This window comes from Flavobacterium melibiosi, assembly GCF_048158545.1.
Taxonomy (GTDB): domain Bacteria; phylum Bacteroidota; class Bacteroidia; order Flavobacteriales; family Flavobacteriaceae; genus Flavobacterium; species Flavobacterium melibiosi.
In genome coordinates, this window is sequence record NZ_JBLNKU010000011.1 from 56137 (window position 1) to 81404 (window position 25268).

The window sequence follows — 25268 nt, forward strand, 5'->3', positions numbered from 1 at the left end:
GCACTATTTTTGATTAGATAAATACAAAAATATAAAAAGATGAAGAAGATAATCTTAACAGTATTTCTGTTTGTTGCTTCATACGCTGTAGAGGCACAAGAATTAGTTTGGGAGACCAATGTCAATAAGGCAATGGAGATTTCTAATAAAACCAAAAAACCATTATTGCTGTTTTTTACAGGAAGTGATTGGTGTGGATGGTGTATTAGATTGCAAAAAGAAGTACTGAAAACACCAGAGTTTGCAAAATGGGCAAAAGAGAATGTAGTTCTGGTAGAATTAGATTATCCAAGAAGAACACCACAAACTCCTGAAATCAAAAAGCAAAATAACGAATTGCAACAAGCTTTCGGAATTCAGGGATTTCCAACAATTTATTTTGCCAATGGTACTAATAAAGACGGAAAGGTGAATTTTGAAGGTTTAGGAAGTACGGGTTATGTTGCTGGTGGCCCAGCGGCTTGGCTAGCTGTGGCAGATGGATTTCTGAAAAAAAAATAATTCTCAGTTTAATTTATAGAATCCCTTTTCACCTGTTGCGTGAAAAGGGATTTTTTGTTTTTTACAAGTTGCTTTCCAATATTTTTGAATTGTTTTATAGTTCGACGCATCAGCGACAACTAATTTAGGATGCAGGGTTTGAAATAAACGCTCTAAATTTATTTTTGGAGATTGTGTGAGTAACAAAATATCGGGCTTTATATTCTTTGAATATATGCCTGTGCTGTCTAGAATAAGAATTCTTTTCCCGTTGAAAAAGGCGGTATTTTGAATTCTTTTTTTAGTCTCCAAAGTGCTAAAATTACCAATTAAATAGGACGTCAGAATATTGTTTTTTTCGGACCCTTTCAAAATACTGTCATTAGCATATAATGTTACATTTTCTCCATTTCGTTCCGTAATTAGGGTGCTTTTCTTGGAATTGAAAACAACCCATTCTTTTTGGTTTTCCACATCTGTGCGATTTTTTATGAATGAAATTTGTAAAATGATTATCGAAATTAAAACCATTGCCAATTTGTTATAACTTGGTTTTTTTAACCAAATGACAGCAGTCAGGATTAATAAATAGAAGCTAATTAAAAGATATAAATTGAATGGTATATTTTGAATTATAAATTGTTCTAGTGAGGCAATCGAATTGATGATTTTATTTAAATAAAAAATACTCCATTCCAATGGTTTGGAAAGAAATAAAGGCACATAACCAAATGCGGCTAATACCATGACCACAACGCCCAATAGCATTACAATACTTAGTAATGGAATAATGATTAAATTAGTCACGAAGAATAAACCTGGGAATTGATGAAAATAATAGATGCTTAATGGCAAAGTGCCTATTTGTGCGGCAAAGGAAACGGTGAGAATATCCCAAATATATTTTGAAACTTTATTTTTTGGCAACCAGACAGAAGCTAAAAGTGGTTGTAACCAAATAATAAAAAACAGCGCCATATAGCTCAACTGAAATCCAACATCAAACAAAAAGGAAGGTTGGAAAAGTAAAATTAGTAAGATGGACACTAATAATGTGTGGTAAATATTTACACTTCTCCGTAAATGGCTCCCAATGGCGACAAACGAAAACATAGCGACAGAGCGAACAACCGACGGCGCCAAACCGGCGATTAATCCAAATAATGATAATGATGCTAAAATGATTATCAGCTTGATAAAGGAACCTCGTTTGGTATTGGGCAAAGGTTTGAGGATGAAAGTTACAAAAAGCAATATGAATCCAATATGCAATCCCGAAACCGATAAAATATGTACTGCGCCGGCATATTGATAATCCCGAATAATTTCAGGAGCAATATCTTGTTGTTGTCCCATAATCAAAGCGACAGCTACACTTAATTCGGTTTTATTGAAGTTGCTTTTTTCTAAGTTATAAATGATTTTAGTCCTTAGTTTGGAAGTATAATACCAAATATCCTTTTCCATTTCTGAACTTATGCTAATCTCGTCAGTATCTGCATACAATTGTGAATAGATTTGTTTGTTCTCTAAGTATTTGCTGTAGTCAAATTGGTTCGGATTATTTGGCGGACTGTTTTTGTGTAAAGTGCCTTTGATGCGCAGGGGAGTTCCAATTTCGAACTGACGATTCAAACTGTCTCTTCGAATATTAAGAATTATTCTACCCGAACTTTCTGTTTGATCAATACGATTTATAACTGCAACATACCGTTGATTAAAAGTAGAACTTTTTAATTTTTCCCGTAACGTAACAGAGATCAAATGCGATTTTTCGAAAATAGAATTATAATGGATATAATTGCTTTTTTGAAAATAATCAGTATGAACAATTAGAGTTGTAGCTCCAATAAAAAAAGAAAGAATATAAGTAGAAATGCCAAAATAATGTAGTTCGTTTACTTTTTTTTTGGATAAAAAATAACTAATGCTGAAAAAGAGGATGGAAATAAAAAGCAGGACAAATACTAACTTAGGATTTGGTTTTAGGTAATAAGGGAGTAGAATTCCTAAAACAAATCCAAATGTTATTCTCGCTAAAGGAAATTGTAGCACTTTCATATGTCTAAAGTACAATTTTTTTAGTAAGAAATAGTGTTATGTTTTCTGTAAATAAATTATTGTGATTTAATTTTATTTAACACAAGAAATAGTCAGTTTATCTAAGAATTCTATTGATTTGAACAAAAGAATTTTGGTAATAAGGCTCTTTTGTAGAGGAAATTATTACACCTTTAGAAGTAGAAGAATGTATGAATTTTACATCGTCATCAGAAACTTCTATTACCATTCCTACGTGATTAATCTGTGATTTTCGATTGGTTTTGAAAAATATTAAATCTCCTTTTTTGATGTTGTCTCGTTCTCTATCAATAATTAAACCCAATTTTGACTGTTCGTAAGAGGAGCGCGGAAGTTGAATGTCATAGGAACTAAAAACAGAATAGATTAATCCTGAACAGTCAAAACCTGCTTTTGTAGTGCCTCCAGTTCTATATTTTACACCAATATTATCAGAAGCCGAATGAATTAATTGGTTTATCAAATGCTTTGTTCTGTCAGTATCTACTTCTGTTTTTTTTGAAGGAATAATTACTGAAGTTGATTTACATGCCGTAAAAAAAATAAGAATCAATAAAAGGTAAAGCAGGTGTTTCAAAAGATTTATTTTTTATGGATTTTACAGATTTTAAAAGAATTGGAATCATTGCAAATCAGCCACAATCAATTTTGCCGTTTTTTCACTGGCACCAATTCCACCAAGTTTTGCTTCTAGAACGTTATATTTCTCTAAAAGTTGTTTGCGATGATTAGATTCTAGAATTTTTTTCAATTCTTCCCGAATACGTTTCGTTGTGCAATCTTCCTGAATTAATTCGGTTACCACTTCTTCATCCATAATCAAATTCACTAACGATATATATTTTAACGTAATAATTCGTTTTGCAATTTGGTAAGAAGCCCAGCTGCCTTTGTAACAAACCACTTCCGGAACTTTAAAAAGTGCTGTTTCTAGTGTTGCTGTTCCTGATGTTACTAATGCAGCAGTTGCATTTCGCAATAAATCATATGTTTTATTCGATATGAATTTTATATTTTCATTGGATATAAAACGCTCATAAAATGAATATTCTTGACTAGGAGCACCTGCAATCACAAATTGATATTCCGGAAAATCATTAACAACACTCAACATCACCGATAGCATTTTAGTGATTTCTTGTTTCCTGCTACCAGGTAGAATGGCAATGATGGGTTTTTCGTCTAATTTATTTTCTTTTCTAAAAATGATAGCGTCAATAATAGGTGTTTGGTTTTGAATTGCGTCAATCAATGGATGGCCTACAAATTCAACCGGAAAATTATGTTTGTCTTCATAGAATTTTTTTTCGAAAGGTAAAATCACATACATTTTATCTATATCTCGTTTGATTTCTGTAATTCGGCTTTCCTTCCAAGCCCAAATTTGGGGAGAAATATAATAATTGGTTTTCATGCCGAGTTCTTTTGCCCACTTTGCAATTCTTAAATTAAAACCTGGGTAATCTATAAATATAAGTACGTCTGGTTGAAAATTTAGAATGTCTTTTTTACATATTTTGATGTTATTCAAAATCGTTTTCAAATTAAAAATGACTTCAATAAAGCCCATGAAAGCCAATTCACGATAATGTTTTACCAAAGTTCCGCCAACATTTTGCATCAAATCACCGCCCCAAAACCGAATATCAGCATTACGATCTTCCTTATAAAGTGCTTTCATCAAATTCGAACCATGTAAATCGCCCGAAGCTTCTCCAGCTATAATGTAGTATTTCATGTTTTTCTGTTTAGAGATTTTCTATTATTGGTACCAAATTCAAACCTTTTATTGTAGATTTTTATGTTTTGACAAAGGTATGAATATTGTTTTTTAAATAAATATAGAGATAAGAGTCATAATAATTACTGCTAAAACGACACCACGCGCCATGAGTTCCTTATTTAGTTTGAGTAAAATACCAAAAGCTACCAAATCAAGAATGGATCCAAGTGTGATTATTTTTCCAAGTTTATCCTCTGATTTCATGGCATATATCCCTTTGATGAAATCGAATTCAGTAAAAAAAGTTATAAAAAGGTAACTTCCCAATATTGAAGCTAAAATTCCGATTACAAATCCAGTTAGCAAGTCTATTTTATTCATTCCAATTCCATGTGTTAAGTTGTTGTGTCGCATGATGCGCAGTCAAGTCAAATTGGACTGGAACAATTGAAATGTATCCGTTTTTCAATGCCCATTCATCAGTGTCTTCTCCGTTGTCCTGGTTCACAAATTCTCCGGTAAGCCAGTAGTAATCTCTTCCTTGGGGTGTTTTGCGCTTGTCGAATTTTTCCATCCAAACCGCTTTAGCCTGACGGCAAATTTTGATTCCTCGGATATCTTTTTCTTTTAATTTCGGAAAATTTACGTTTAAAACGACTCCTTCTGGCAGTTTGTTTTCAAGTACTTCTAATGTTATTTTTCGAATAAATGATTTTATGTCCTCAAAATTGGCATTCCAATCGTAATCTAAAAAGGAAAATCCAATAGCTTGAATTCCTTCTATGCCAGCTTCAACGGCAGCACTCATGGTACCGGAATAGATTACATTTATGGAAGAATTTGAACCATGATTCACGCCAGACACGCATAAATCTGGTTTTCTTTTCAAAATTTCGCTGACAGCAAATTTTACACAATCCACAGGCGTTCCGGAACAACTGTATTCTGTAATGGCATCGTTTTCTTTTGAAATTTTATTTAGATATAAAGTGTCATTTATTGTAATTCCATGACCAGTGGCGCTTTGAGGGGCGTCAGGAGCGACAACAACTACATCTCCTATTTCTGCCATAACGGCTATTAATGCCCTAATTCCTGGAGCCGAAATACCATCGTCATTTGTAACTAATATCAAAGGTTTCAAGTGTTTTGTCATTTTATGTTTTCAAGAAAGGATTTCTAATTAAAGATTTAAATGGTAAATGTAGGTACAGAATACGCATTTTTTAAACAAAGAAAATAAATTTTATTAACTTGAAATATTAAACCTCAAAGAAAAAAAACAATTTTATATCTTTAACAAAAAATTATGCAGCCCTTGTCATTGTTGGCATAGTTTTTACCGTAATTTAGATTAAAAATTGATGAATACTATTATTGACTTTATGAAAAGAAATTATAAAATACTTCTTGTTGTTGTATGTCTTTCGGCAACACTCTTTGCATTTAAGATGAATGCGACAAAAGAAACCGATCCTGAGAAAGACAAGTTACTGTTGGAGCTATTAACAATTGTGATTCAGAAAGGGCATTATAATCCTGCAAATATAGACGACACATTTTCAAAAGGAATTTACAAAGATTATATTGAAGCTTTAGATCCTTCTAAACGTTTTTTTCTGCAGTCAGATATCGATGAATTTTTAAAATTTGAAACGCAATTAGACGATCAGTTGTTGAACAAAGATTTGACGTTTTTTAATCTTACATACGATCGTTTGATGAAAAGAATGGAAGAGAGTAAAAAGATTTATAAATCGGTTTTGAGTCAGCCTTTTGACTATAAAGCGGAGGAGAGTTTTAATACGGACTATGAAAAAGCACCTTATTCCAAAGATGTTAAGGAGCTTAGCGATAGATGGCGCAGACAAATCAAATTGTCAACGCTTTCCTCTCTTACGGATCGTTTAAAAATGCAAGATAATAAGAGTAAAGGAATTGTAGAAAAAGAGATGAAAGATACTTCGGTTCCTTTGAGAGATGGGGAGAAGTTTACAGTTGACCCTATTACTTCAGATAGTGCTAAAAGCGAAAAGGAAGCAGACAATGGTAAGTCTAAAACTTTCGAAGAATTAGAAAAAGAAACCAGAGAGAGCGCCTTGAAATCGTTAGATGAATATTTTGGTTTTATGCAAGATTTAGACAGAAACGATTGGTTTTCTGTATATATCAATTCTATTACGGCACGTTTTGATCCACATACTAGTTATTATGCACCTGAAGATAAAGAGCGTTTTAATCAAAGCATCAGCGGAAAATTAGAAGGAATTGGAGCTCGTCTTCAAAAGAAAAATGATTTTACTGAAATTTCAGAACTTATTTCTGGAGGTCCGGCTTGGAGAGGTAAGCAACTTGAAGCAGGAGATTTGATTATGAAGGTTGCTCAGGGAAATGCAGAAGCTGTAGACGTTGTAGGGATGCGTCTTGATGATGTTGTTAAGAAAATTAAAGGGCCAAAAGGAACCGAAGTTCGTCTTACAGTTAAAAAAGTAGACGGAACAATTAAAATTATTTCTATAATCAGAGATATTGTTGAAATTGAAGAAACGTATGCTAAATCAAGTATCGTTAATAAAAACGGATTGAAATATGGCGTTATTTATTTGCCAATATTCTACATCGATTTTGAAAATCAAGATGGTAGAGATGCTGGAAAAGATATTGCTAAGGAAGTAGAACGTTTGAAAAGTGCAGATGTAAACGGGATTGTATTAGATGTTCGCGATAATGGTGGAGGTTCATTGACAACAGTAGTTGACATTGCAGGATTGTTTATTGAGCAAGGACCAATTGTACAAATCAAATCTGCAGGAAGAAAGAAGGAAGTGTTATTTGACAGAGATGAGAAAATTGAATGGGATGGCCCATTAGTAATCATGGTTAACAGTTTTTCAGCTTCAGCTTCAGAGATTTTGGCAGCTGCAATTCAAGATTATAAAAGAGGAATTATCATTGGTAGCAAACAAACTTACGGCAAGGGGACGGTACAAAATGTAACTGATTTGAATCATTTTGTACGTAATAGTACTTTGGGGGATTTAGGAGCTGTAAAAACGACTACTCAAAAATTCTATAGAATCAATGGTGGTTCTACTCAACTTGAAGGAGTAAGTAGTGATGTTGTTATGCCAGACAGATACGCTTATTTAAAAATGGGAGAACGTGATTTAGACAATGCTATGCCATGGGATAAAATTGATCCGGCTGAATATACTGTTTGGAATAAAAACAATAATTTTAATAAGGCGATTGTAAACAGTAAAAAAAGAATTTTACAAAGCCCACAATTTCAATTGATGGAAGAGAATGCAAAATGGATTGATAGCAGGAGTGAAGATAATACCTATAGTTTGAATATTGAAAAATTCAAATTAGCTCAAAATGAAATTGAGGAAAAAGCCAAAAAATATAAGCCACTTTCAGATTATAAAACGGCACTTAAATTTACTTCACTGCCATATGAAGTGGACGAGACTAATAAAGATGTAATCTTAAAAGAAAAAAGGGACAGATGGCATGAAGCTTTGTCAAAAGATATTTATATGGAAGAAGCATTAAATGTTTTAGATGATTTACAGACAAAAACTGTTTTGAAAAAGAGTATTCCTGCTAAATTGAAAAAAGAAAAATTAGCTAAATCCTAAGTGTTTTTTTAATGAATCGCACAATACAAAATTGATTACTATACCGTCCCAGAAATTTAAATAGAATTTCTGGGGCGTTTTTAGTTATTGTGTCTTCTATCATAAGGGAATGATTATACTTTTAAAAATTAGTAAGAAATGAAAAACAGTCGGTTTTTTAATTCAATTATGTTTCTGATTAGTGTATGTCTTTTTTCTTCTTGCAAAAAGGACTCAGATATGGCTAATTCGGCAGATAATCAGATTAATCAATATGCTTTAAAGGTGGATGTAAAGCGCTCTAATAAGGCAGAAAACAACCCTGCTGCAGTAGCAGCGTTATTTAATTTTTTACCATCTTCTACAACAAATCAAATCGTAAAACATAATTATTATACTTTGTCGTATAGTGAAAAATATGAGCAGGCGGAGTGGGTAGCTTATGAATTGAAGAAAAGCTACTTGAAAAACAATAGTTTTAAACGCCCTTTTTTTATTGAAGATCCCAAAGTAATAACGGGTTCGGCTGATTGGCGGAATTATAAAAAATCAGGATATGATAAAGGCCATCTTTGTCCTGCTGGTGATATGGAATTTGTTATTGACGCCTATAATGACACTTTTTTTACATCAAATATTTCTCCTCAATTGCATGAGTTTAATAGCGGAGTCTGGAATAGATTAGAACAAAAAGTTCGTTATTGGGCAACAAAATATGACGGGGTTTACATTATTACAGGCGGCGTTTTAGAATCTTCACTAAAAACAATAGGGAAAGAAAAGGTTTCTGTCCCTGAATATTTTTATAAAGTCTTATTGGATAATACGGAAGGGAATTTTAAAATGATTGCTTTTTTAGTTTCTAATTCGGAGAGTAATAAGCCATTATACAGTTTTGTAGTTTCTGTTGATCGTATTGAAAAGATGACTGGAATTGATTTTTTTCCTAAATTGAATGACAAAATTGAAAATCGATTGGAAAAAAGTAGTGATTATAAAAACTGGAGTTTTAATTAGATCTAGGAATTAGTTTTTTCTATTTTGTCAAAAACGACCGCGCAAGCTCTTGACAAAATAATTAAAACTTTAACGAGGCGAAAAGGCTGAAATGAATAGCCGAATTAAGCTCCTAATACTCGAATGACTTACCGTTTATTTACCATTCGTTAACTTTATTGGCATCCATTTTTATGAATATAAAAAGTAAGATGGTAAAACCCCAAAGACCCGATCCGCCATAAGAAAAGAAAGGCAGAGGCACTCCAATCGTTGGGAATATACCTACTACCATTGCAATATTTACAAAGAAGTGAATGAATAAAATTCCTGCAACGCAATAACCATATACTCTACTAAATTTTGTTTTTTGTCTTTCGGCTAAGTATATTATTCTTAAAAATAAGCCTACAAACAGAGCAATGACTACTAAAGAGCCTGTGAATCCCCATTCCTCACCTACTGTTGTAAAGATATAATCAGTGTGTTGTTCCGGTACGAAGCCTCCTTTGGTTTGTGTTCCTTCAAGAAATCCTTTACCAAACCAGCCTCCAGAACCAATTGCTATTTCAGATTGGTTAGTATTATAACCAACTCCTTTTAAGTCTACAGTTTTTCCTAATAAAATATTGAAACGATCGCGATGGTGTTGTTTAAAAATATTTTCAAAAACATAATTTACAGACAAAACAAATCCTGATATTAAAGCGAAGAGAATGCCACTTAATAGAATATTTCTATCTGATAATCTTGATTTGAAATGTACAATAACGAGTGTCGTTAATGCGATCAATATTACATATTGAGGCTCTAATATTAAGGTTAGCACAAATAAAAGAATAGTTATAAAGCCTGTCCAAACATACCAAGAAGGTAGGCCTTCGCGATATAAAACGATAATAAATATACTATAGATTAAAGCACTTCCAGGATCGGGCTGAGGCAATATAAGTATCACAGGTAAAAAGACAATTGCTAAAGCCTGTATTTGACGATTAACTTCCTTTAAATTAATTTGTGGGTCACTTAAATATTTAGCTAATGCCAATGCGGTAGCAGCTTTTGCAAATTCGGAAGGTTGGATTGTAAAACTGCCAAAACCATACCAACAGCGTTGACCGGCGATTGTTTTTCCGAATACAAACAGTCCTGCTAATGATAATAGGGAGATGCCAAAAATAATACTCGCATATTTTTCGTAAAATTTCCCATCAACAGAAAGTACAATGAATATTAATGGGATGGTCAATACGATAAATATAAGCTGCTTTTCATACGTATCTTCCATTGAAGATAGTGAGGAAGAGTAAATGTTTAACCAACCTAATAGCACTAATAAACTATAGATAATGATACATATCCAATCAAGATTGTTCGTTACGCTTTGGTTTTTCATTTGAAATATTGTAGTGTTTTAGTTTTCTTTAGTTGTATCTATTTTTATAACAGGAACAGGGACAACGACGGTTTTACTTTTTAAAATAGAATCGTTTTTTCTTAATACTGATTTTATTTCTTCAGAAAGGCCACCTAATTTGGCATACTGAGCTTGTAAACTTGTATTAAGTATTCGGGTTTCTAAATCTGTTCTTGTGATTTTTTTTCTAAGGTATTTTTCAATCATTAAACTGGCAATAGGACCTGCTATAGTCGCTCCAAATCCTCCATTTTCAACTAAAATAGCAATTGCGATTTTTGGGTTGTCTTTTGGTGCAAATGCTACAAATATGGAATGGTCTTTCAGTTGGACTCTTTTGCCGTCTATTTTTGCAAAATTTTCTGCGGTTCCTGTTTTACCACAAATATCGATTCCTTCAACTCGAAGTGAACTTGCCGTACCCATGTTATAAACATCAAACAGACCACTGATAATGGGTTTGTAATACTTTTTGTCTATCGTGGTTACATGTTTTGTCGTGAATTTCTTGTCAATCTTATGACCTTCAATTTTTTTGATGATATGAGGAGTGTAATAATATCCTTCATTCGCTACAGTTGCCATCATATTAGCAAGCTGTATTGGCGTCATCAAGACTTCACCTTGGCCTATTGCATTAGATACGATTGTGGTACTACGCCAGCCTCCATTTGGATAGATTTTTTTATAGGTTTTTGAATCTGGAATGTTTCCTCTTTTACCAGTTGGTAAATCATATCCCATAAATTGTCCTAGCCCAAAACTTTTTACGTGATTGCTCCAAACATCAACGGCATAAGCAGGTTTTGCGTATTTATTTATGGTCAACATGTAAGCACTCGCAAAATAGGTATTACAAGAATTGTAAATACCATTATGTAATTGATGTGGGCCAAAGCCGTGACATTTCATAAAACGACCTCTTGCATAACTAAAACCGTGATGACACATAAAAGTGGTATGTTCGTTTACAACACCTTCTTGAAGTGCGACAAGTCCTGTCAGGATTTTAAATGGTGATCCGGGAGGATATTCGGCTAATAATCCTCTGTCGTAAAGCGGTTTAGCAATGGAGTCGTGATATAATTTTGTGTAGTTTTTTGATCTTTGTCTTCCTACTAATATTGATGGATCATAAGAGGGTGCTGTAACAAGAGCGAGTATTTCTCCGGTTTTTGGCTCGATTGCAACTATTCCACCTCTTTTATTAATCATTAATTCTTCACCATATTTTTGAAGTTCACCGTCAATAGTCAGGTTAATGTCTTCACCTTGTACGGCTATAGTATCATATCTTCCTTCTTTAAAGGAGCCAATTTCCCTGTTGTATTTGTCTTTTTGGATATATTTTACGCCTTTTATTCCTCGTAATATATCTTCATAGCTCTCTTCAACTCCTTGTCTTCCAATTAAATCACCACTGTTATAGTAAGGGTTTTTAGCAACTAGTTTTTCGTTGACTTGAGTGATAAACCCAAAAATATTAGCACCGCTATCTACTTCGTAATCACGAAGAGAACGTTTTTGGAAATAAAATCCTTCAAATTTTCTAATTTTTTCTTGAAATGCGGCAAATTCGCTTTTGTTCAACTGAGGCAAGAAAACCGATGGTAATCTTGGACTATAGATTTTAGCCTTTTCTATTTTTTTAATAAAATCCTCTTTCGTGATGTTTAATAATTGACAAAATTCTAAAGTGTCCGTGTTCTTTAGTTCTCTGGGAATAACCATGATATCATAAGAAGCCTGATTGGCTACCAATAATTTGCCATTTCGATCGTAAATATAACCTCTTTCAGGATAATCATATTTTATTTTAATCGCATTATTGTCTGATTTTAGTTTGAACGAATCATCTACAATTTGTAAATAGAATATCCGTATTACTAGCAATGATGCTGCAACAATGATTAAAGAAGGCAGCAATAATTTTCTCATCTTTTGTTTGGCTTAATAAGATATATTATTATTATGCAAATTAGTATTGTAAATACGGAACTCAATAACGTTCGCAGTAAAATGTCTAAGAAAAAGCTTAATTGAAACGCTTCTAGCAGGAACAAGGTAAAGTGATGAATTACAACCGACAGCAATATAAAAGAGAATCGCTCTGGAGTTAATGCGTCATTTAGTTTAATGGTTTGATATTCGTAGCTCAAACCAAATGAAAATTTAAAAATATAGGGCCTGAAATAAGCGAGTGCTAGACAAGCTGTAGCATGGATGCCTCCGGAATTAGAAAACATATCCATTATAAGGCCGAGAAAGAAACTGGCTACTAATAATCCAGATTTATTGCCGTTTACAGGATATAGTATTATAAAAAGCAGGTAAGGAAATGGACTTATATAGCCCAAAAAATTCATATTATTGAAAATAATAATTTGGACTGCCAATAACAGAACAAAACGAAAAATATTGACTAACAAAGTGCTATTCATCTTTTTCTTTTTTTTCTAAATTAATAAGTTCTTCACGATCTTTACTTTTTATAATATAAACATGGCCCAGATTTGTCATGTCATTGAAAAGTTTTATGTCCAATGTGTAGTAATTGGTTTGATTGTCAGTGTAAATTTTGCTTATAGTTCCTATGTTTATATTTTCTGGAAATATAACGGACTGACCTCCTGTTACAATGGTGTCGCCTTTCCTAATAGCTGCTAATCTTGGAACATCTATCAATTGAACGAAACCGGTGCTTTTTCCATTCCAAATCAAAGATCCAAAATGATTTGATTTTTTGATTTTTGCGTTAATTTGAGATTTTTTGTTTAAAATACTAATCACAGTTGAATAGTGTGGAGAGGTATTGTCTATAATCCCTACAATTCCCAGGCTATTTATCACACCCATATCTGATTTTATGCCTTGCAATTCTCCAGAATTTAATGTTAAATAATTTTCGTGAACATTATACGAATTATGAATCACTTTTGAAACGATGATATCTTTAGCTTTTACACCTTTCAAACTATCTAGTTTTTGTACGGCAGTTGTGTCTTTACGATTAAAGAGTTGGCTTTTTAATGCTGCATTTTCAAGTGCTAGTGCATCATTTTGAGTCTTTAAATTCAGATACTCATTTGCAGAATTAATTTTTTCATAAACTCCGCCAGTTAAAAAGTTGGCAGAACTAATTATCTTGCTTCTATGAAAAGAATGAGATTGAATGGTAAGCACGAGTGAAATGCCCAAAAGCAGCAAAAACAGTAATCTATTACTGTTTTTAAATATAAAATTAAATATTTGCTGCATGTATTATTGGTTATTTTGTTTCAGGTTTTATCTAAAATTTCTACTTGTAAAACTATAACAAATATAGATTATAAAGCGATATTTAAATTGTCAATAAGACCTTATTTTATCAAGATACTTTTAAATTTTGTAATGTTTTTTAGTGCCATACCAGTTCCTCGAACTACTGCTCTTAATGGATCTTCAGCAATGTAAACAGGTAAATCTGTTTTTTGTGAAATTCTTTTATCAAGGCCTCTCAACATAGATCCGCCACCTGCAAGATAAATCCCTGTATTGTAAATGTCTGCTGCTAATTCTGGAGGAGTTTGAGATAGTGTTTCCATTACAGCATCTTCAATTCTTTGAATTGATTTGTCTAATGCTTTTGCAATTTCACGGTACGAAACCTCTACTTGTTTTGGTTTACCGGTAAGTAAATCTCTTCCCTGAACTGACATGTCTTCCGGAGGAGTTTCTAAATCTTCAATAGCTGCTCCAATTTGGATTTTTATTTTCTCAGCAGTACTTTCTCCAACAAAAAGATTGTGTTGGGTACGCATGTAATAGACAATGTCATTTGTAAATACATCACCGGCAATTTTCACCGATTTGTCACATACAATTCCGCCCAATGCAATTACAGCAATTTCAGTTGTTCCACCACCGATATCTACAATCATGTTTCCTTTAGGTTGCATAATGTCGATTCCAATACCAATAGCTGCTGCCATAGGCTCGTGTATTAAATAGACTTCCTTTCCATTTACTCTTTCGCAAGATTCTTTAACGGCTCTCATTTCCACTTCGGTAATACCGGAAGGAATACAGACAACCATTCTTAATGCAGGAGTAAACATTCTTTTCTTTAATGCGGGTATGCTTTTTATAAACATACTAATCATTTTCTCGGAAGCATCGAAATCAGCAATTACACCATCTTTCAACGGTCTTATCGTCTTAATGTTTTCATGTGTTTTACCCTGCATCATGTTGGCTTCTTTACCGACAGCGATGATTTTACCCGAAACTCTATCTCGGGCAACTATTGATGGACAATCAATTACGACTTTATCATTATGTATGATTAAAGTGTTAGCTGTACCAAGGTCTATCGCAATATCCTCGGTCATGAAATCAAAAAATCCCATAAGTTTTTTAAGGGTTAAAAGTTATAAATTTGTGACGGGCAAAGTTAAACAAATTAATGTTTAAAATGACGAGTTCCTGTAAATACCATTGCAACTTTATTTTCATTACAATAATTTATACTCAATTCGTCTTTTATTGATCCTCCAGGCTGAATTACAGCAGTTACCCCTGCTTCTTTAGCTATTTGTACACAATCAGGGAAAGGGAAAAAAGCGTCACTTGCCATCACGGCTCCATGCAAATCAAAATGAAAATTATTTGCTTTTTCTATTGCTTGTAACAACGCATCAACTCTTGATGTCTGTCCAGTTCCTGATGCAATAAGTGTACCATTTTTGGCAAAAACTATCGTATTTGATTTTGTGTTTTTACAAATTTTAGAAGCAAATAATAAATCCTGAACTTCTTGTTCAGTGGGAGCTATTGTAGTAACGGTTCTTAAGTCTTCTTTATTGTCGGTTATGTTATTTCTTTCTTGAACTAAAATTCCGTTCAAGCAAGTTCGTACTTGTTTTTGTGGTAAAGCTACTTCGTTTTGAACTAATATAATTCTATTTTTCTTCTCTTGTAAAATGGCTGTAGCTTCAGTATCATATTCAGGTGCAATGACCACTTCGCAAAATAATTTGTTTATCTCTGCGGCAGTTGCTACATCAATTTTTGTGTTGGAAATCAAAACACCTCCAAAAGCAGAAGTTGGATCACAAGCTAAGGCTGCTAAGTAAGCTTCGCTAATAGTATTTCTTGTAGCAAGACCACAAGCGTTATTGTGTTTTAATATAGCAAAAGTTGGACCGTCATTTTTAAATTCATTGATTAAATTAACGGCAGCATCTACATCTAATAAATTGTTATATGATAATTCTTTTCCGTGAACTTTTTTAAACATTGCATCAAAATCACCAAAGAAAAATCCTTTTTGATGTGGGTTTTCACCGTATCTTAATACTTGGCCGTTAGCAATGCTTTGCTTGTAAATTGTTTCGTCAGTATTGAAATAATTGAAAATTGCAGTATCGTAATGTGATGAAACGTGAAATGCTTTTGTAGCCAATAATTTCCTGTCTGAAAGAGTAGTAGCTCCATTTTGATCTGTAATTAAATCTAAAAGCAAACTGTATTCATCAACCGATGCCACTATCACGGTATCTTTAAAGTTTTTTGCAGCAGCACGAATCAAAGATATTCCGCCAATATCTATTTTTTCAATAATATCTTCTTCACTTGCTCCTGAAGCAACAGTTTTTTCGAATGGGTACAAATCAACAATCACTAAATCAATTTGCGGGATATTGAACTCTTGCATTTGTTGTACATCACTATCATTGTCCTGGCGATTTAGAATTCCTCCAAAAACTTTTGGATGTAATGTTTTAACTCTACCACCTAGGATGGAAGGGTAAGAAGTAACATCTTCAACAGGAACAACAGGGATTCCTAAATTTTTTATAAAATCTTCGGTTCCTCCAGTAGAATAAAGTGTTACATTTTGTGCATGTAGTTTTCTTACAATTGGTTCAAGACCTTCTTTTGAAAATACCGAAATTAATGCAGATTGAATTGTTTTTGTCGTGTTCATTGTGTAGTTATAATTATAAAGTGCAAAAATAGTTTTTTTTTGATTATAAAATTCAATGAATTTGTGTAACATTATCCTAAAAAAATATACCAATTGATAGGTGTGGTTTTATTAGGTTTTTGAAAAATATATATAGAATTTTACCTTAACGCAAAAAAGATTTTATGTTAGTCTATCTTCGATTATTAAAAGAAAGTTTCGGTTTCGCAATGAATGCTTTGCGGAACAATAAATTAAGGACTTTACTTTCTTTATTAGGTGTAACTATTGGTATATTTTCAATAATAGCGGTACTTGCTGCCGTAGATTCTTTAGATAGAAAAATCACCAAAGATTTAAGCAGCCTTGATAAAAATACTATTTATCTAATGAAATTTTCTTTTGGACCTTCTGATATTCCGCAATGGAAAAGAGAACAGTTTCCAAATGTAAAGTATGATGAGTATACTTATATGAAAGGGGTAATGACTAATACTGCCCAAATGGGATATCAAATATTTACCAGAAGGGAATCTATAAAATATGATTCAAAAACGGTAAGTGATGTTAATATTGTTCCGGTTTCCCATGAGTTTATAGATATTCAAGGCTTGGAATTTGATAAAGGAAGGTTTTATAATGAGTCTGAAGCTAATTCTGGGTCTACGGTTGTTGTTTTAGGAAATGAAATTGCAAAATCATTATTTGATACATCTGAGCCGATAGGTAAAAATGTTCGTTTATACGGTAAACGTTTTACTGTAATTGGTGTTTTGAAGAAAGAAGGAGCCGGATTGTTTGGAGATAGTAATGATACTTCCGCTTTTATTCCGGTAAATTTTGTTCGTCAACTATATGGAGATAATAATACTTCATTGACAAACGTAATCATTTTTAAGCCAGAGAGCGGGGTTGATATGGAAGCTTATAAAAGTGAAATATCTCAAAAATTAAGAAGTTATAGAGGATTGAAAGCGGGTGAAATTGACAATTTTTTTATAAATGTATTTTCAGGTTTTACAGATTTTATAGATGGTATTTTAGGTCAAATGAATGTTGTAGGCTGGATTATTAGTGGGTTTTCTCTACTTGTAGGAGGGTTTGGGATTGCCAACATCATGTTTGTTTCGGTTAAAGAGCGTACCAATTTAATAGGAATTCAGAAATCATTGGGTGCGAAAAATAGATTTATATTGTTTCAGTTTTTATTTGAAGCTATTATACTCTCTGTAATTGGTGGAATAATTGGACTTTTATTAGTTTGGATAATTTCGGTGGTTTTAACAAAAGTATTAGATTTTGAATTTGTTTTGGGTATGAGGAATATTCTCTTGGGAACTGGACTGGCTGCTTTGATTGGTTTGATTTCAGGTATCTTGCCTGCAATTGCGGCTTCAAAACTAGATCCTGTAGAAGCGATTAGAACTGGGATGTAAGGTTTTAAATTCATTTAATCGTTTCGAAAAAGAATCCAAATTTATATGAAAACGGCTTTCAAAAATTATTTGAAAGCCGTTTTTGATTTGTTTTTTCTTAAAAAGAAAAGTTTAGATTGCATAAAAAATCCCGATTAATCGGGATTTTCATTTATCTAATATTGTTGTTTTGAATCAAATCGATGTACAAGTTAATTTTGTCCTTCAATTCTTTTCTAGGTGTTATAAAGTCTAAGAAACCATGTTCAAGAAGAAATTCCGCAGTTTGAAAGCCTTCCGGTAAATCTTTACCAGTGGTGTCTCTTACTACTCTTGGTCCTGCAAATCCAATCAATGCTCCTGGTTCAGAAATGTTAATGTCTCCCAGCATTGCATAGGAAGCAGTTGTTCCGCCTGTTGTCGGATCTGTACACAACGAAATATAAGGCAGTTTTGCTTCAGCAAGTTGCGCCAGTTTAACGGATGTTTTGGCTAACTGCATCAAAGAATAAGCAGCTTCCATCATTCTTGCTCCGCCAGATTTTGAAATCATTACAAATGGTAATTTGTTTTGAATTGCATGATCGATTCCTCTTGCGATTTTCTCTCCCACTACAGCTCCCATAGAACCACCAATGAAGGCGAAGTCCATACAGCAAATCACTACATCTTTTCCTTTGGATTTTCCAACTCCAGTACGCACTGCATCCTTAAGTTTGGTTTTTTCCATAACATCTTTTAAACGATCTGCATACTTTTTTGTATCAACAAAATGCAAAGGATCTTTAGAGGTCATATTTTTATCTAATTCAACAAATTCATTGTTGTCAAATAAAATTTGGAAATATTCGGCACTTCCAATTCTAACATGAAAACCATCTTCGGGACTTACAAATAAGTTACGAGCTAGTTCATCGGCATCAATAATTTTTCCAGTTGGAGATTTGTACCAAAGCCCTTTTGGGATATCCATCTTGTCTTCGGTAGCAGTAGTAATCCCTTTTTCTTTTCTTTTAAACCAAGCCATTTTTCTAGTATTCAGTGTTCAGTAATCCGTTCCGAAAGTTTATGGTTTAGATTTCAAATCCCGATAGTTACATCGGGATTTGAAAACTTTAAACTTAATTTTATTATAGTGTATTCACATTGTTTAAGTCAGCAAATGCTTGCTCAAGTCTTGTGTTGAAAGTAACTTCGCTTTCACGTAGCCATTTTCTTGGATCGTAATATTTTTTGTTTGGAACATCAGAACCTTCTGGGTTTCCAATTTGAGTTTTCAAATAGTCGATATTTTTAACCATGTAATCACGAATCCCTTCAGTAAATGCAAATTGTAAATCAGTATCGATATTCATTTTTATTACACCGTAGCTGATACCTTCTCTGATTTCTTCAAGAGTAGAACCTGAACCACCATGGAAAACGAAATCTACTGGATTAGATCCTGTGTTGAATTTATTTTGTACAAAATCTTGAGAATTTTTTAAGATTTTTGGAGTTAATTTTACATTTCCTGGTTTGTAAACTCCATGAACGTTACCAAAAGCAGCAGCAATTGTGAATTTTGGGCTTACTTTAGAAAGTTCTTCGTAAGCATAAGCTACTTCTTCAGGTTGTGTATATAATTTTGAGCTGTCTACATCAGAGTTGTCAACACCATCTTCTTCACCACCTGTGATTCCAAGCTCGATTTCCAATGTCATTCCCATTTTGCTCATTCTTTCTAAATAACCTTTGCAAATTTCGATGTTTTCTTCGATAGGCTCTTCAGATAAATCAATCATGTGAGAAGAGAATAATGGTTTTCCTGTTGCAGCAAAATGTTTTTCTGAAGCATCTAATAGTCCATCAATCCAAGGCAATAATTTTTTTGCACAATGGTCAGTATGTAAAATTACAGTTGCTCCGTAAGCTTCCGCCAAAGTGTGAATGTGTAATGCTCCAGCAATTCCACCAGCGATAGCTGCTTTTTCACCTGCATTTGAAAGTCCTTTCCCAGCATTAAATTGTGCTCCACCATTAGAAAATTGGATGATAACTGGCGCGTTTAATTTTGCTGCTGTTTCAAGAACACCATTGATGGTATTTGATCCCGTAACATTTACAGCCGGTAATGCAAATCCTTTTTCTTTAGCATAGTTAAAAATTTCCTGTACCTGATCTCCTGTAGCTACGCCTGGTTTTATGTTGTGTGCCATTGTAATTCTTTTTAGTTATTTTTTAGTTTTTAGTTTGCAAAAATAAGAATTAATTAGCATTAGAAGGGATAATTTATTCCAAAATTTAAAACAGAGTGTCCAAAATTGTATTCACTAAACCATCGTTTGCCAGTTTCATTGGCCGGATTGTAGGTTTTAAACCCTAAATCAAATCGGATTACAAAAAAACTTAAATCGTATCGCAACCCAAATCCAGAGCCTATTGCAATGTCTTTTAAGTCGTTTAGATTTTTAAATGTTGCCTTTTCATCTTCCACATTATCAAGCACATTCCAAATATTTCCTGCATCTACAAAAAGGGCTCCTTTCAGACTGCCTAATACTTTAAATCTAAATTCACCACTTAGGGCTATTTTCATATTTGCTTCGTTAAAATCATTAGAAGCGCCACTACTTCCTGGGCCTAGACTATAAGGTTGCCATGCTCTGTTATCGTTCGAACCACCAGAAAAATAACTTCTCGAAAAGGGTACGTTGTCCGAATTTCCAAAAGGAATGGCTATTCCAAAGAACGTTCTAACAGCAAAAACTTTCTCTTTTGTCAGATCCCAGTGTTTGATATAGTCGAACTCTGTTTTTATATATTCGGAATATTCTAAATTGAATATTTCGTAATTGTTATCTGGATTTTTAGGCAAACTTGCTGTTTTCGAAACTAATGATAATAAAGTCCCGGCAGATTCAATTTTTGTTCTGAAGAGGTAAAAATTATTGTCCAACAGGTCTATTTTGGTAGTTTTAGAAAAACTATAACTTGTCGCTAGAATAAAATCATTCTCAGTAAGTCTAATTCGTCGTTCTTCAATGCTTTTTACGTTTTTATAATTTTCATCCGATGGTATTAATGAAGTATTTCCGTTCAAAACATCATTAGTGAATCCTAATGTTCCATCTTCGATTATTAAATCTCTATCAATGGTATTATTAAAATAGAGTGGATTTGTATTGTATGTTTTCCCAAGATCATTCAAAGCATTGTAGGATGACCTATAGACATTGAAATAATTTTGTGGATTAAGATTGCGTACAAATTGCGCATTGAAAAGATCAAAACGAGCAGTATTGTTCCTTTTTGGTGTCCAATTATAAGATAACGCTCCGGTAAAATTTTCCTTGTCCAGCCCAATATTTCTTTGCTTGGCAAAACCCGCAGTAATAAGAGTGGAAGGAATCATGCTTTTAGGAATGATTTTTTCAGTTTCAAAAGGCATGAAAATTCTTGGGAAGCTAAGTTTTAAATCTAGTCCGTATTCTGAAACATTAAAAAAGTTATTATTTGGATTTGCTAAATCTTTTGAAGATCCTATGTTTCCACGAGCAGCAATTTCTAATGTTTCGGCGCCGTTAAATACATTTCTGATAGTTTCTGAAGCGCTTAGTCCAATACCAATATCTTGTATGTTTGAATGCGTAACATCAAGGGTGGTCCCAAAACTATACTTTTTTCTCGGGGTTAAATATACTTTTGCAATCAATGACTGCGCTGTTGTATCTCTTTTGTCGACTTCGTATTGTATGGTTGGATAATTGAAAATTTTAAGATTATTCAGATATCGGGTTGTTAAGACTGTTTTAAAATCTGCAAATAGCGTTCCTTTTGTAATAAAAATGGCATTCGTTATGGCGCGAGGTTTGTATTTTATTTTTTCGCGACCATACAAATTAAAGTTATTGTAAGAAATGCTATCCGTAATTTTTTGATTGCCACCATTGGGTAAATAATCGGTGTAAATGTTTACGTCACTTATTTTATATAACTTGAAAGGCTCTGTTCTTGTGGAGTCTTGTTGTTGGTAAGAATAATTATTGATGATTAAATTTACATCTGCTTTATTTACTTTTTTAATGGTATCTAGATCAAAAGTGATGTAATTAGGCTGAAAATAATAGGCGCCATTGTTTCTGAAGTTAGTGGTGATTCTGTTTTTTTCATCCTCAAAATTGGCTGTTTTATATTGATCTCCGGATATAATTAGGGTCTTAGATTTGTTTATTTCATATAATGAATCCAATGCTGGAGTCAAAATAGTTGTTTTTAATGAGTCTAAAGTAAAAGGCTCAAGTGTAGTTATTGCATATTTTATTTTGGCTTTTTTAACGCTTAAAGTATCTATGGTGTAGTTCGCTTTAACATTAAAGAAACCAATATTAAAGTAATAATATTTTAATCGTAATATCGATTTGTCAATTTTTGAATTGTCAATTATTACAGGAGCTTCACCAGTTCTTTTTAGAAAATCATGAATTCCATGATACAAAAAAGATTTTCCAAGTCGGTCGACTTGTTTTGCTGATAGCCAATTTGATTGCCTTTTGTATTTTTCAGGATTATTGGCAAACTTGGCCTGATAAGTGGAGTCAGGATTCAGATTAGCCAAATTATACAAATTTAATCGCAAACGAAAACCCAATAATAGGGTGCTATTTGGTTTTTGATACAATTGATTGAAAATAATTTCTTCTTTTGTGGCTTTGTTATTTACTAAAACTTCATTTTTAGTAAGCAAGTGTTTGCCTTGCGGAACTCTTTTTACAGCGTTACATGCACAGATTAATGTTGCAATTAGAATAAATGCTGTTATTTTTGTGGAAATCTTTTTCAAGTGTTATAAAATATTTAATTCAAAAGTACATTATTTTATGGTTAGTAAAAACCAAATAAAACTTATAACGAGTTTACAGCAAAAAAAATATAGGGTGGCCAATAAATTATTTTTTGCCGAAGGGGTAAAAGTAATTCAGGAATTATTGCAGTCAAATTTTGAACTGGAACATCTGTATAGTACTCAAAACGATTTTGAGGAAGTTTTAAGTTCCAAAAAAACGGTTATTGATGATAGTGATTTGAAAAAAATAAGTGCTCTTTCATCGCCAAATTCCTGCCTGGCGGTTTTTAAAATGCCGGTTGAGAAAAAAATGATGGAATCCGGATTGATTCTCGCTCTTGATAGTATTCGAGATCCCGGAAATTTAGGAACGATTTTGCGATTGTGTGACTGGTTTGGAATTCATCAATTAGTGTGTTCGAAGGAAACAGTTGATATTTATAATCCAAAAGTGGTCCAAGCTACAATGGGTTCAATTGCACGGGTTAATGTGAGTTACACGGATTTGAACGCTTTTATTTCTAAAACCCAATTACCGGTTTTTGGTACTTTTATGGATGGTGTGAATATTTACAAAACCAGTTTGCCTCAGGCGGGAATAATTATCATGGGAAATGAAGCCAATGGAATTTCAGCAGAAATTGAAAAACTGGTTCAAAACAGGCTTACAATTCCTCGTTTTGGAGAAATTCAAAAGACCGAAAGCTTGAATGTGGCAACTGCAACTGCTATTATTCTCAGTGAATTCAGAAGAAATTCCTAAAAAATAAGAGTAGTAATTGATTTTAATGAAAAGTAAAATTGATAAAAACAGCTCTGGATTTTATGGATTCAATGTCGCTGGTCCAAGGACTGTTTGGGTCATTGTCTCTAATTAGTTCGTCTTTAAGGCCAAAAACACCTCTTATGGAAGGGGAAAATATAAAATAAGGGGAAAAGAAATCGATTCCCAAACCCATTTCGTAATTTGTAGTCCAAGGTTTTACTCTAAAGCGTTGTTCGGCATTATCGTCTACTGATTTTGAATTGCTCGATAAATTTAAAGTCGTCGACAATCCTCCTACAAGGTAAGGGCGAATATTTCCAGTTCTAAGAGACAAAAATTTTAATAATAAAGGCAAATGAATGTATGTGCTGTTGACTTCTCTCAGCGCATCGGCTTTTGTTGTAAAACCAGGAAAGCTTAAATCTCTTTTAGTGTAAAACAAACCCGGTTCGAATCGTAAACTGATATATTGATGAAGTTTTAAATCACCAACAATTCCCACATTAAAGCCCGTTGTTTTTTTAACTTGGATGTCAGGTTCAGCGTTTTTATAGTCAATTTTAAAATCGTAAGAATTGAATCCCAAAAAATATCCAAAATAAAGTCTTTTATTCTGAAAATTCTCAAGGTTAATGATTGGATCCTTGCTAAACATGTTTTTAGTAAACTGAGCAAATCCATTCAGAGTAAAAGTTAGTAAAACTAAAACAACTATTTTTTTCATCTTATTTTTTAGAAGCAGAGTAAATGGTAGCTACGCCAAATGTTTGTGGCATCGCTACAACATCTATAAACCCAATTTTTCTCAAAATATTGTTCAATGCTTCACCGTAAGGAAATGCGGCGGAAGATTCAGATAAATAGCCATACGCTACATTGTCTTTAGAAAATAGTTTTCCTATAAGAGGGAGTATGTTTTTACTGTAAAAAGTATAACCTTGTTTATACGGAGTTTTTTCCGGTACTGAGGTTTCTAAAATTACAAAAACACCATTTGGTTTTAAAACCCTTAAAATTTCGGACAAACCTTTTTCTAGTGTTTCAAAATTTCTAACGCCAAATGCAACTGTGATGGCGTCAAAATAGTTATCCTCAAACGGCATGTTTTCAGAGTCGCCTAAAATCATTTCAATAGTGTCAGACATGTTCTTTGCGGCAATTTTTTTCTTGCCTACTTCAAGCATTCCTGCAGATATATCTAGCCCAATAATTTTTTCAGCATTGGTTTGTGCCATTAAAATAGCCAAGTCGCCAGTTCCTGTTGCAATATCCAGAATTATTTTTGGATTAGATTTGGCAACGATTTTCAGAACTTTTTTACGCCATTTTATATCAATGCCAAATGAAATGACACGATTGAGATTGTCATAATTTCCAGATATAGTGTCAAACATTTTAGCAACCTGTTCTTTTTTGCCTAAAGTTGAATTTTTATAGGGTGTTATATTTTTTGACATTTTTTTAATTTTCACAAATATAATACAAACTGCACAAACTAAAAATCAGTTTCAGAATTAGAGTAAATTTTCTTTTAATCAAAAAAATGGATGGTTTTTGCTTTCGAAAAATGATTTCAAAAAAACTTAAATATCACTAAAAGTGGGTATTGCAACGAATGTTTTTATTGTTGAATTTTACAATATAATATTTTAAAATATTTTTCAATGATTAATAGGGATTCAATGACCCAAATCAAATGGTTGTTTTTTGCGTTAACTATATCATTTGTTCTTGTAAGCAGTTTTGAAAGTGCTATTTTACAAAATAGCGCTATGTTTAAAACGCAAAACACGTTCTTAGGATTAAATTTGTTTTTGGAAATTTTGATTTTCTTTGTCTTTAGTACCTTCGTGGTATTTGGTATTAAAGGCTTTTTTGAAATGTACTCTCAAAAATCATCAAATGCTATTATCTTCATTTCTGGAATGTTATTAGTAGTTGTTATTTTTATTTTGAGTTATCAAATACTGTTTTTAGAATAGGTCATTTCCCTT

22 protein-coding genes are annotated in these 25268 nt (G+C 32.9%); 6 read left to right on the forward strand and 16 right to left on the reverse strand.

What is annotated here, in order from left to right; genetic code table 11:
- The first annotated feature begins 39 nt into the window (after positions 1-39).
- On the forward strand, positions 40-501 hold the full coding sequence (locus tag ACM55F_RS13540; protein ID WP_416854339.1) for a thioredoxin family protein: 462 nt from the start codon (positions 40-42) through the stop codon (positions 499-501).
- Between the two features lie 3 nt (positions 502-504).
- Here ACM55F_RS13540 and ACM55F_RS13545 read toward each other — a convergent pair whose 3' ends face one another.
- The 5 genes from ACM55F_RS13545 to surE form a co-directional block, all read right to left on the reverse strand.
- The gene (locus ACM55F_RS13545; RefSeq protein ID WP_416854340.1) at positions 505-2541 is read right to left on the reverse strand and encodes a ComEC/Rec2 family competence protein; all 2037 of its coding nucleotides are present in this window, start codon (positions 2539-2541) and stop codon (positions 505-507) included.
- A gap of 97 nt (positions 2542-2638) precedes the next feature.
- Entirely contained in the window at positions 2639-3139 is a 501-nt protein-coding gene (locus ACM55F_RS13550) for a C40 family peptidase (protein WP_416854341.1), read from the reverse strand.
- A 45-nt stretch (positions 3140-3184) separates the two neighbouring features.
- Entirely contained in the window at positions 3185-4300 is a 1116-nt protein-coding gene (lpxB, locus tag ACM55F_RS13555) for a lipid-A-disaccharide synthase (RefSeq protein WP_416854343.1), read from the reverse strand.
- A gap of 93 nt (positions 4301-4393) precedes the next feature.
- Positions 4394-4666, reverse strand: coding sequence for a hypothetical protein (locus tag ACM55F_RS13560; RefSeq protein ID WP_416854344.1), 273 nt, complete (start codon positions 4664-4666; stop codon positions 4394-4396).
- Positions 4659-5441, reverse strand: coding sequence for a 5'/3'-nucleotidase SurE (gene surE, locus ACM55F_RS13565; RefSeq protein WP_416854345.1), 783 nt, complete (start codon positions 5439-5441; stop codon positions 4659-4661). The genes ACM55F_RS13560 and surE overlap by 8 nt, the downstream gene beginning before the upstream one ends.
- Positions 5442-5649: 208 nt before the next feature.
- On the opposite strand from surE, the gene ACM55F_RS13570 reads away from it, so the two are divergent.
- The gene (locus tag ACM55F_RS13570) at positions 5650-7929 is read left to right on the forward strand and encodes a carboxy terminal-processing peptidase (protein ID WP_416854346.1); all 2280 of its coding nucleotides are present in this window, start codon (positions 5650-5652) and stop codon (positions 7927-7929) included.
- Positions 7930-8148: 219 nt separating this feature from the next.
- Entirely contained in the window at positions 8149-8925 is a 777-nt protein-coding gene (locus tag ACM55F_RS13575) for a DNA/RNA non-specific endonuclease (RefSeq protein ID WP_416854347.1), read from the forward strand.
- 139 nt (positions 8926-9064) lie between these two features.
- On the opposite strand, the gene rodA is transcribed toward ACM55F_RS13575, so the two are convergent.
- The 6 genes from rodA to purH all read right to left on the reverse strand — a co-directional run bounded on the left by rodA (position 9065) and on the right by purH (position 16289).
- Positions 9065-10300 carry a rod shape-determining protein RodA gene (gene rodA, locus ACM55F_RS13580; RefSeq protein ID WP_416854348.1) on the reverse strand — a complete coding sequence of 412 codons (1236 nt, stop codon included), beginning with the start codon at positions 10298-10300 and terminating at the stop codon, positions 9065-9067.
- Between the two features lie 18 nt (positions 10301-10318).
- Positions 10319-12259, reverse strand: a complete 1941-nt coding sequence (gene mrdA / locus ACM55F_RS13585; RefSeq protein ID WP_416854349.1) for a penicillin-binding protein 2 — start codon at positions 12257-12259, stop codon at positions 10319-10321.
- A complete protein-coding gene (locus tag ACM55F_RS13590; RefSeq protein ID WP_416854350.1) occupies positions 12256-12762 on the reverse strand; it encodes a rod shape-determining protein MreD in 507 nt (168 codons plus the stop codon). Before ACM55F_RS13590 ends, mrdA begins: the two co-directional genes overlap by 4 nt.
- Positions 12755-13579 (reverse strand): rod shape-determining protein MreC, encoded by an 825-nt coding sequence (mreC, locus tag ACM55F_RS13595; protein WP_416854351.1) that lies wholly within the window; start codon positions 13577-13579, stop codon positions 12755-12757. Before mreC ends, ACM55F_RS13590 begins: the two co-directional genes overlap by 8 nt.
- 101 nt (positions 13580-13680) lie before the next feature.
- On the reverse strand, positions 13681-14709 hold the full coding sequence (locus ACM55F_RS13600) for a rod shape-determining protein (RefSeq protein ID WP_416854352.1): 1029 nt from the start codon (positions 14707-14709) through the stop codon (positions 13681-13683).
- Between the two features lie 53 nt (positions 14710-14762).
- The gene (purH, locus tag ACM55F_RS13605; protein ID WP_416854353.1) at positions 14763-16289 is read right to left on the reverse strand and encodes a bifunctional phosphoribosylaminoimidazolecarboxamide formyltransferase/IMP cyclohydrolase; all 1527 of its coding nucleotides are present in this window, start codon (positions 16287-16289) and stop codon (positions 14763-14765) included.
- 164 nt (positions 16290-16453) lie between these two features.
- On the opposite strand from purH, the gene ACM55F_RS13610 reads away from it, so the two are divergent.
- Positions 16454-17704 (forward strand): ABC transporter permease, encoded by a 1251-nt coding sequence (locus ACM55F_RS13610; protein WP_416854354.1) that lies wholly within the window; start codon positions 16454-16456, stop codon positions 17702-17704.
- A gap of 151 nt (positions 17705-17855) precedes the next feature.
- On the opposite strand, the gene accD is transcribed toward ACM55F_RS13610, so the two are convergent.
- From accD to tamL, 3 genes are all read right to left on the reverse strand, one after another.
- On the reverse strand, positions 17856-18710 hold the full coding sequence (gene accD, locus ACM55F_RS13615; RefSeq protein WP_416854355.1) for an acetyl-CoA carboxylase, carboxyltransferase subunit beta: 855 nt from the start codon (positions 18708-18710) through the stop codon (positions 17856-17858).
- A 103-nt stretch (positions 18711-18813) separates the two neighbouring features.
- Positions 18814-19881 carry a class II fructose-bisphosphate aldolase gene (gene fbaA / locus ACM55F_RS13620; protein ID WP_416854356.1) on the reverse strand — a complete coding sequence of 356 codons (1068 nt, stop codon included), beginning with the start codon at positions 19879-19881 and terminating at the stop codon, positions 18814-18816.
- Between the two features lie 59 nt (positions 19882-19940).
- A complete protein-coding gene (gene tamL / locus ACM55F_RS13625; RefSeq protein WP_416854357.1) occupies positions 19941-22505 on the reverse strand; it encodes a translocation and assembly module lipoprotein TamL in 2565 nt (854 codons plus the stop codon).
- Positions 22506-22542: 37 nt separating this feature from the next.
- Here tamL and ACM55F_RS13630 point away from each other — a divergent pair, with 37 nt between their 5' ends.
- Positions 22543-23271 (forward strand): TrmH family RNA methyltransferase, encoded by a 729-nt coding sequence (locus ACM55F_RS13630; RefSeq protein ID WP_416854358.1) that lies wholly within the window; start codon positions 22543-22545, stop codon positions 23269-23271.
- Between the two features lie 22 nt (positions 23272-23293).
- Here ACM55F_RS13630 and porT read toward each other — a convergent pair whose 3' ends face one another.
- Both porT and ubiE read right to left on the reverse strand, forming a co-directional pair.
- A complete protein-coding gene (gene porT / locus ACM55F_RS13635; RefSeq protein WP_416854359.1) occupies positions 23294-23998 on the reverse strand; it encodes a type IX secretion/gliding motility protein PorT/SprT in 705 nt (234 codons plus the stop codon).
- A 1-nt stretch (position 23999) separates the two neighbouring features.
- On the reverse strand, positions 24000-24731 hold the full coding sequence (gene ubiE / locus ACM55F_RS13640; RefSeq protein ID WP_416854360.1) for a bifunctional demethylmenaquinone methyltransferase/2-methoxy-6-polyprenyl-1,4-benzoquinol methylase UbiE: 732 nt from the start codon (positions 24729-24731) through the stop codon (positions 24000-24002).
- A 207-nt stretch (positions 24732-24938) separates the two neighbouring features.
- On the opposite strand from ubiE, the gene ACM55F_RS13645 reads away from it, so the two are divergent.
- Entirely contained in the window at positions 24939-25256 is a 318-nt protein-coding gene (locus tag ACM55F_RS13645) for a hypothetical protein (protein WP_416854361.1), read from the forward strand.
- Positions 25257-25268: the final 12 nt, after the last annotated feature.

Coding starts and splice junctions, on each gene's coding strand:
- ACM55F_RS13540 (WP_416854339.1), top strand. CDS start 40: ATGAAGAAGATAATCTTAACAGTATTTCTGTTTGTTGCTTCATACGCT.
- ACM55F_RS13545 (WP_416854340.1), bottom strand. CDS start 2,541: ATGAAAGTGCTACAATTTCCTTTAGCGAGAATAACATTTGGATTTGTT.
- lpxB (WP_416854343.1), bottom strand. CDS start 4,300: ATGAAATACTACATTATAGCTGGAGAAGCTTCGGGCGATTTACATGGT.
- ACM55F_RS13560 (WP_416854344.1), bottom strand. CDS start 4,666: ATGAATAAAATAGACTTGCTAACTGGATTTGTAATCGGAATTTTAGCT.
- surE (WP_416854345.1), bottom strand. CDS start 5,441: ATGACAAAACACTTGAAACCTTTGATATTAGTTACAAATGACGATGGT.
- ACM55F_RS13570 (WP_416854346.1), top strand. CDS start 5,650: ATGAATACTATTATTGACTTTATGAAAAGAAATTATAAAATACTTCTT.
- ACM55F_RS13575 (WP_416854347.1), top strand. CDS start 8,149: ATGGCTAATTCGGCAGATAATCAGATTAATCAATATGCTTTAAAGGTG.
- rodA (WP_416854348.1), bottom strand. CDS start 10,300: ATGAAAAACCAAAGCGTAACGAACAATCTTGATTGGATATGTATCATT.
- mrdA (WP_416854349.1), bottom strand. CDS start 12,259: ATGAGAAAATTATTGCTGCCTTCTTTAATCATTGTTGCAGCATCATTG.
- ACM55F_RS13590 (WP_416854350.1), bottom strand. CDS start 12,762: ATGAATAGCACTTTGTTAGTCAATATTTTTCGTTTTGTTCTGTTATTG.
- mreC (WP_416854351.1), bottom strand. CDS start 13,579: ATGCAGCAAATATTTAATTTTATATTTAAAAACAGTAATAGATTACTG.
- ACM55F_RS13600 (WP_416854352.1), bottom strand. CDS start 14,709: ATGGGATTTTTTGATTTCATGACCGAGGATATTGCGATAGACCTTGGT.
- purH (WP_416854353.1), bottom strand. CDS start 16,289: ATGAACACGACAAAAACAATTCAATCTGCATTAATTTCGGTATTTTCA.
- ACM55F_RS13610 (WP_416854354.1), top strand. CDS start 16,454: ATGTTAGTCTATCTTCGATTATTAAAAGAAAGTTTCGGTTTCGCAATG.
- accD (WP_416854355.1), bottom strand. CDS start 18,710: ATGGCTTGGTTTAAAAGAAAAGAAAAAGGGATTACTACTGCTACCGAA.
- fbaA (WP_416854356.1), bottom strand. CDS start 19,881: ATGGCACACAACATAAAACCAGGCGTAGCTACAGGAGATCAGGTACAG.
- ACM55F_RS13630 (WP_416854358.1), top strand. CDS start 22,543: ATGGTTAGTAAAAACCAAATAAAACTTATAACGAGTTTACAGCAAAAA.
- porT (WP_416854359.1), bottom strand. CDS start 23,998: ATGAAAAAAATAGTTGTTTTAGTTTTACTAACTTTTACTCTGAATGGA.
- ubiE (WP_416854360.1), bottom strand. CDS start 24,731: ATGTCAAAAAATATAACACCCTATAAAAATTCAACTTTAGGCAAAAAA.
- ACM55F_RS13645 (WP_416854361.1), top strand. CDS start 24,939: ATGATTAATAGGGATTCAATGACCCAAATCAAATGGTTGTTTTTTGCG.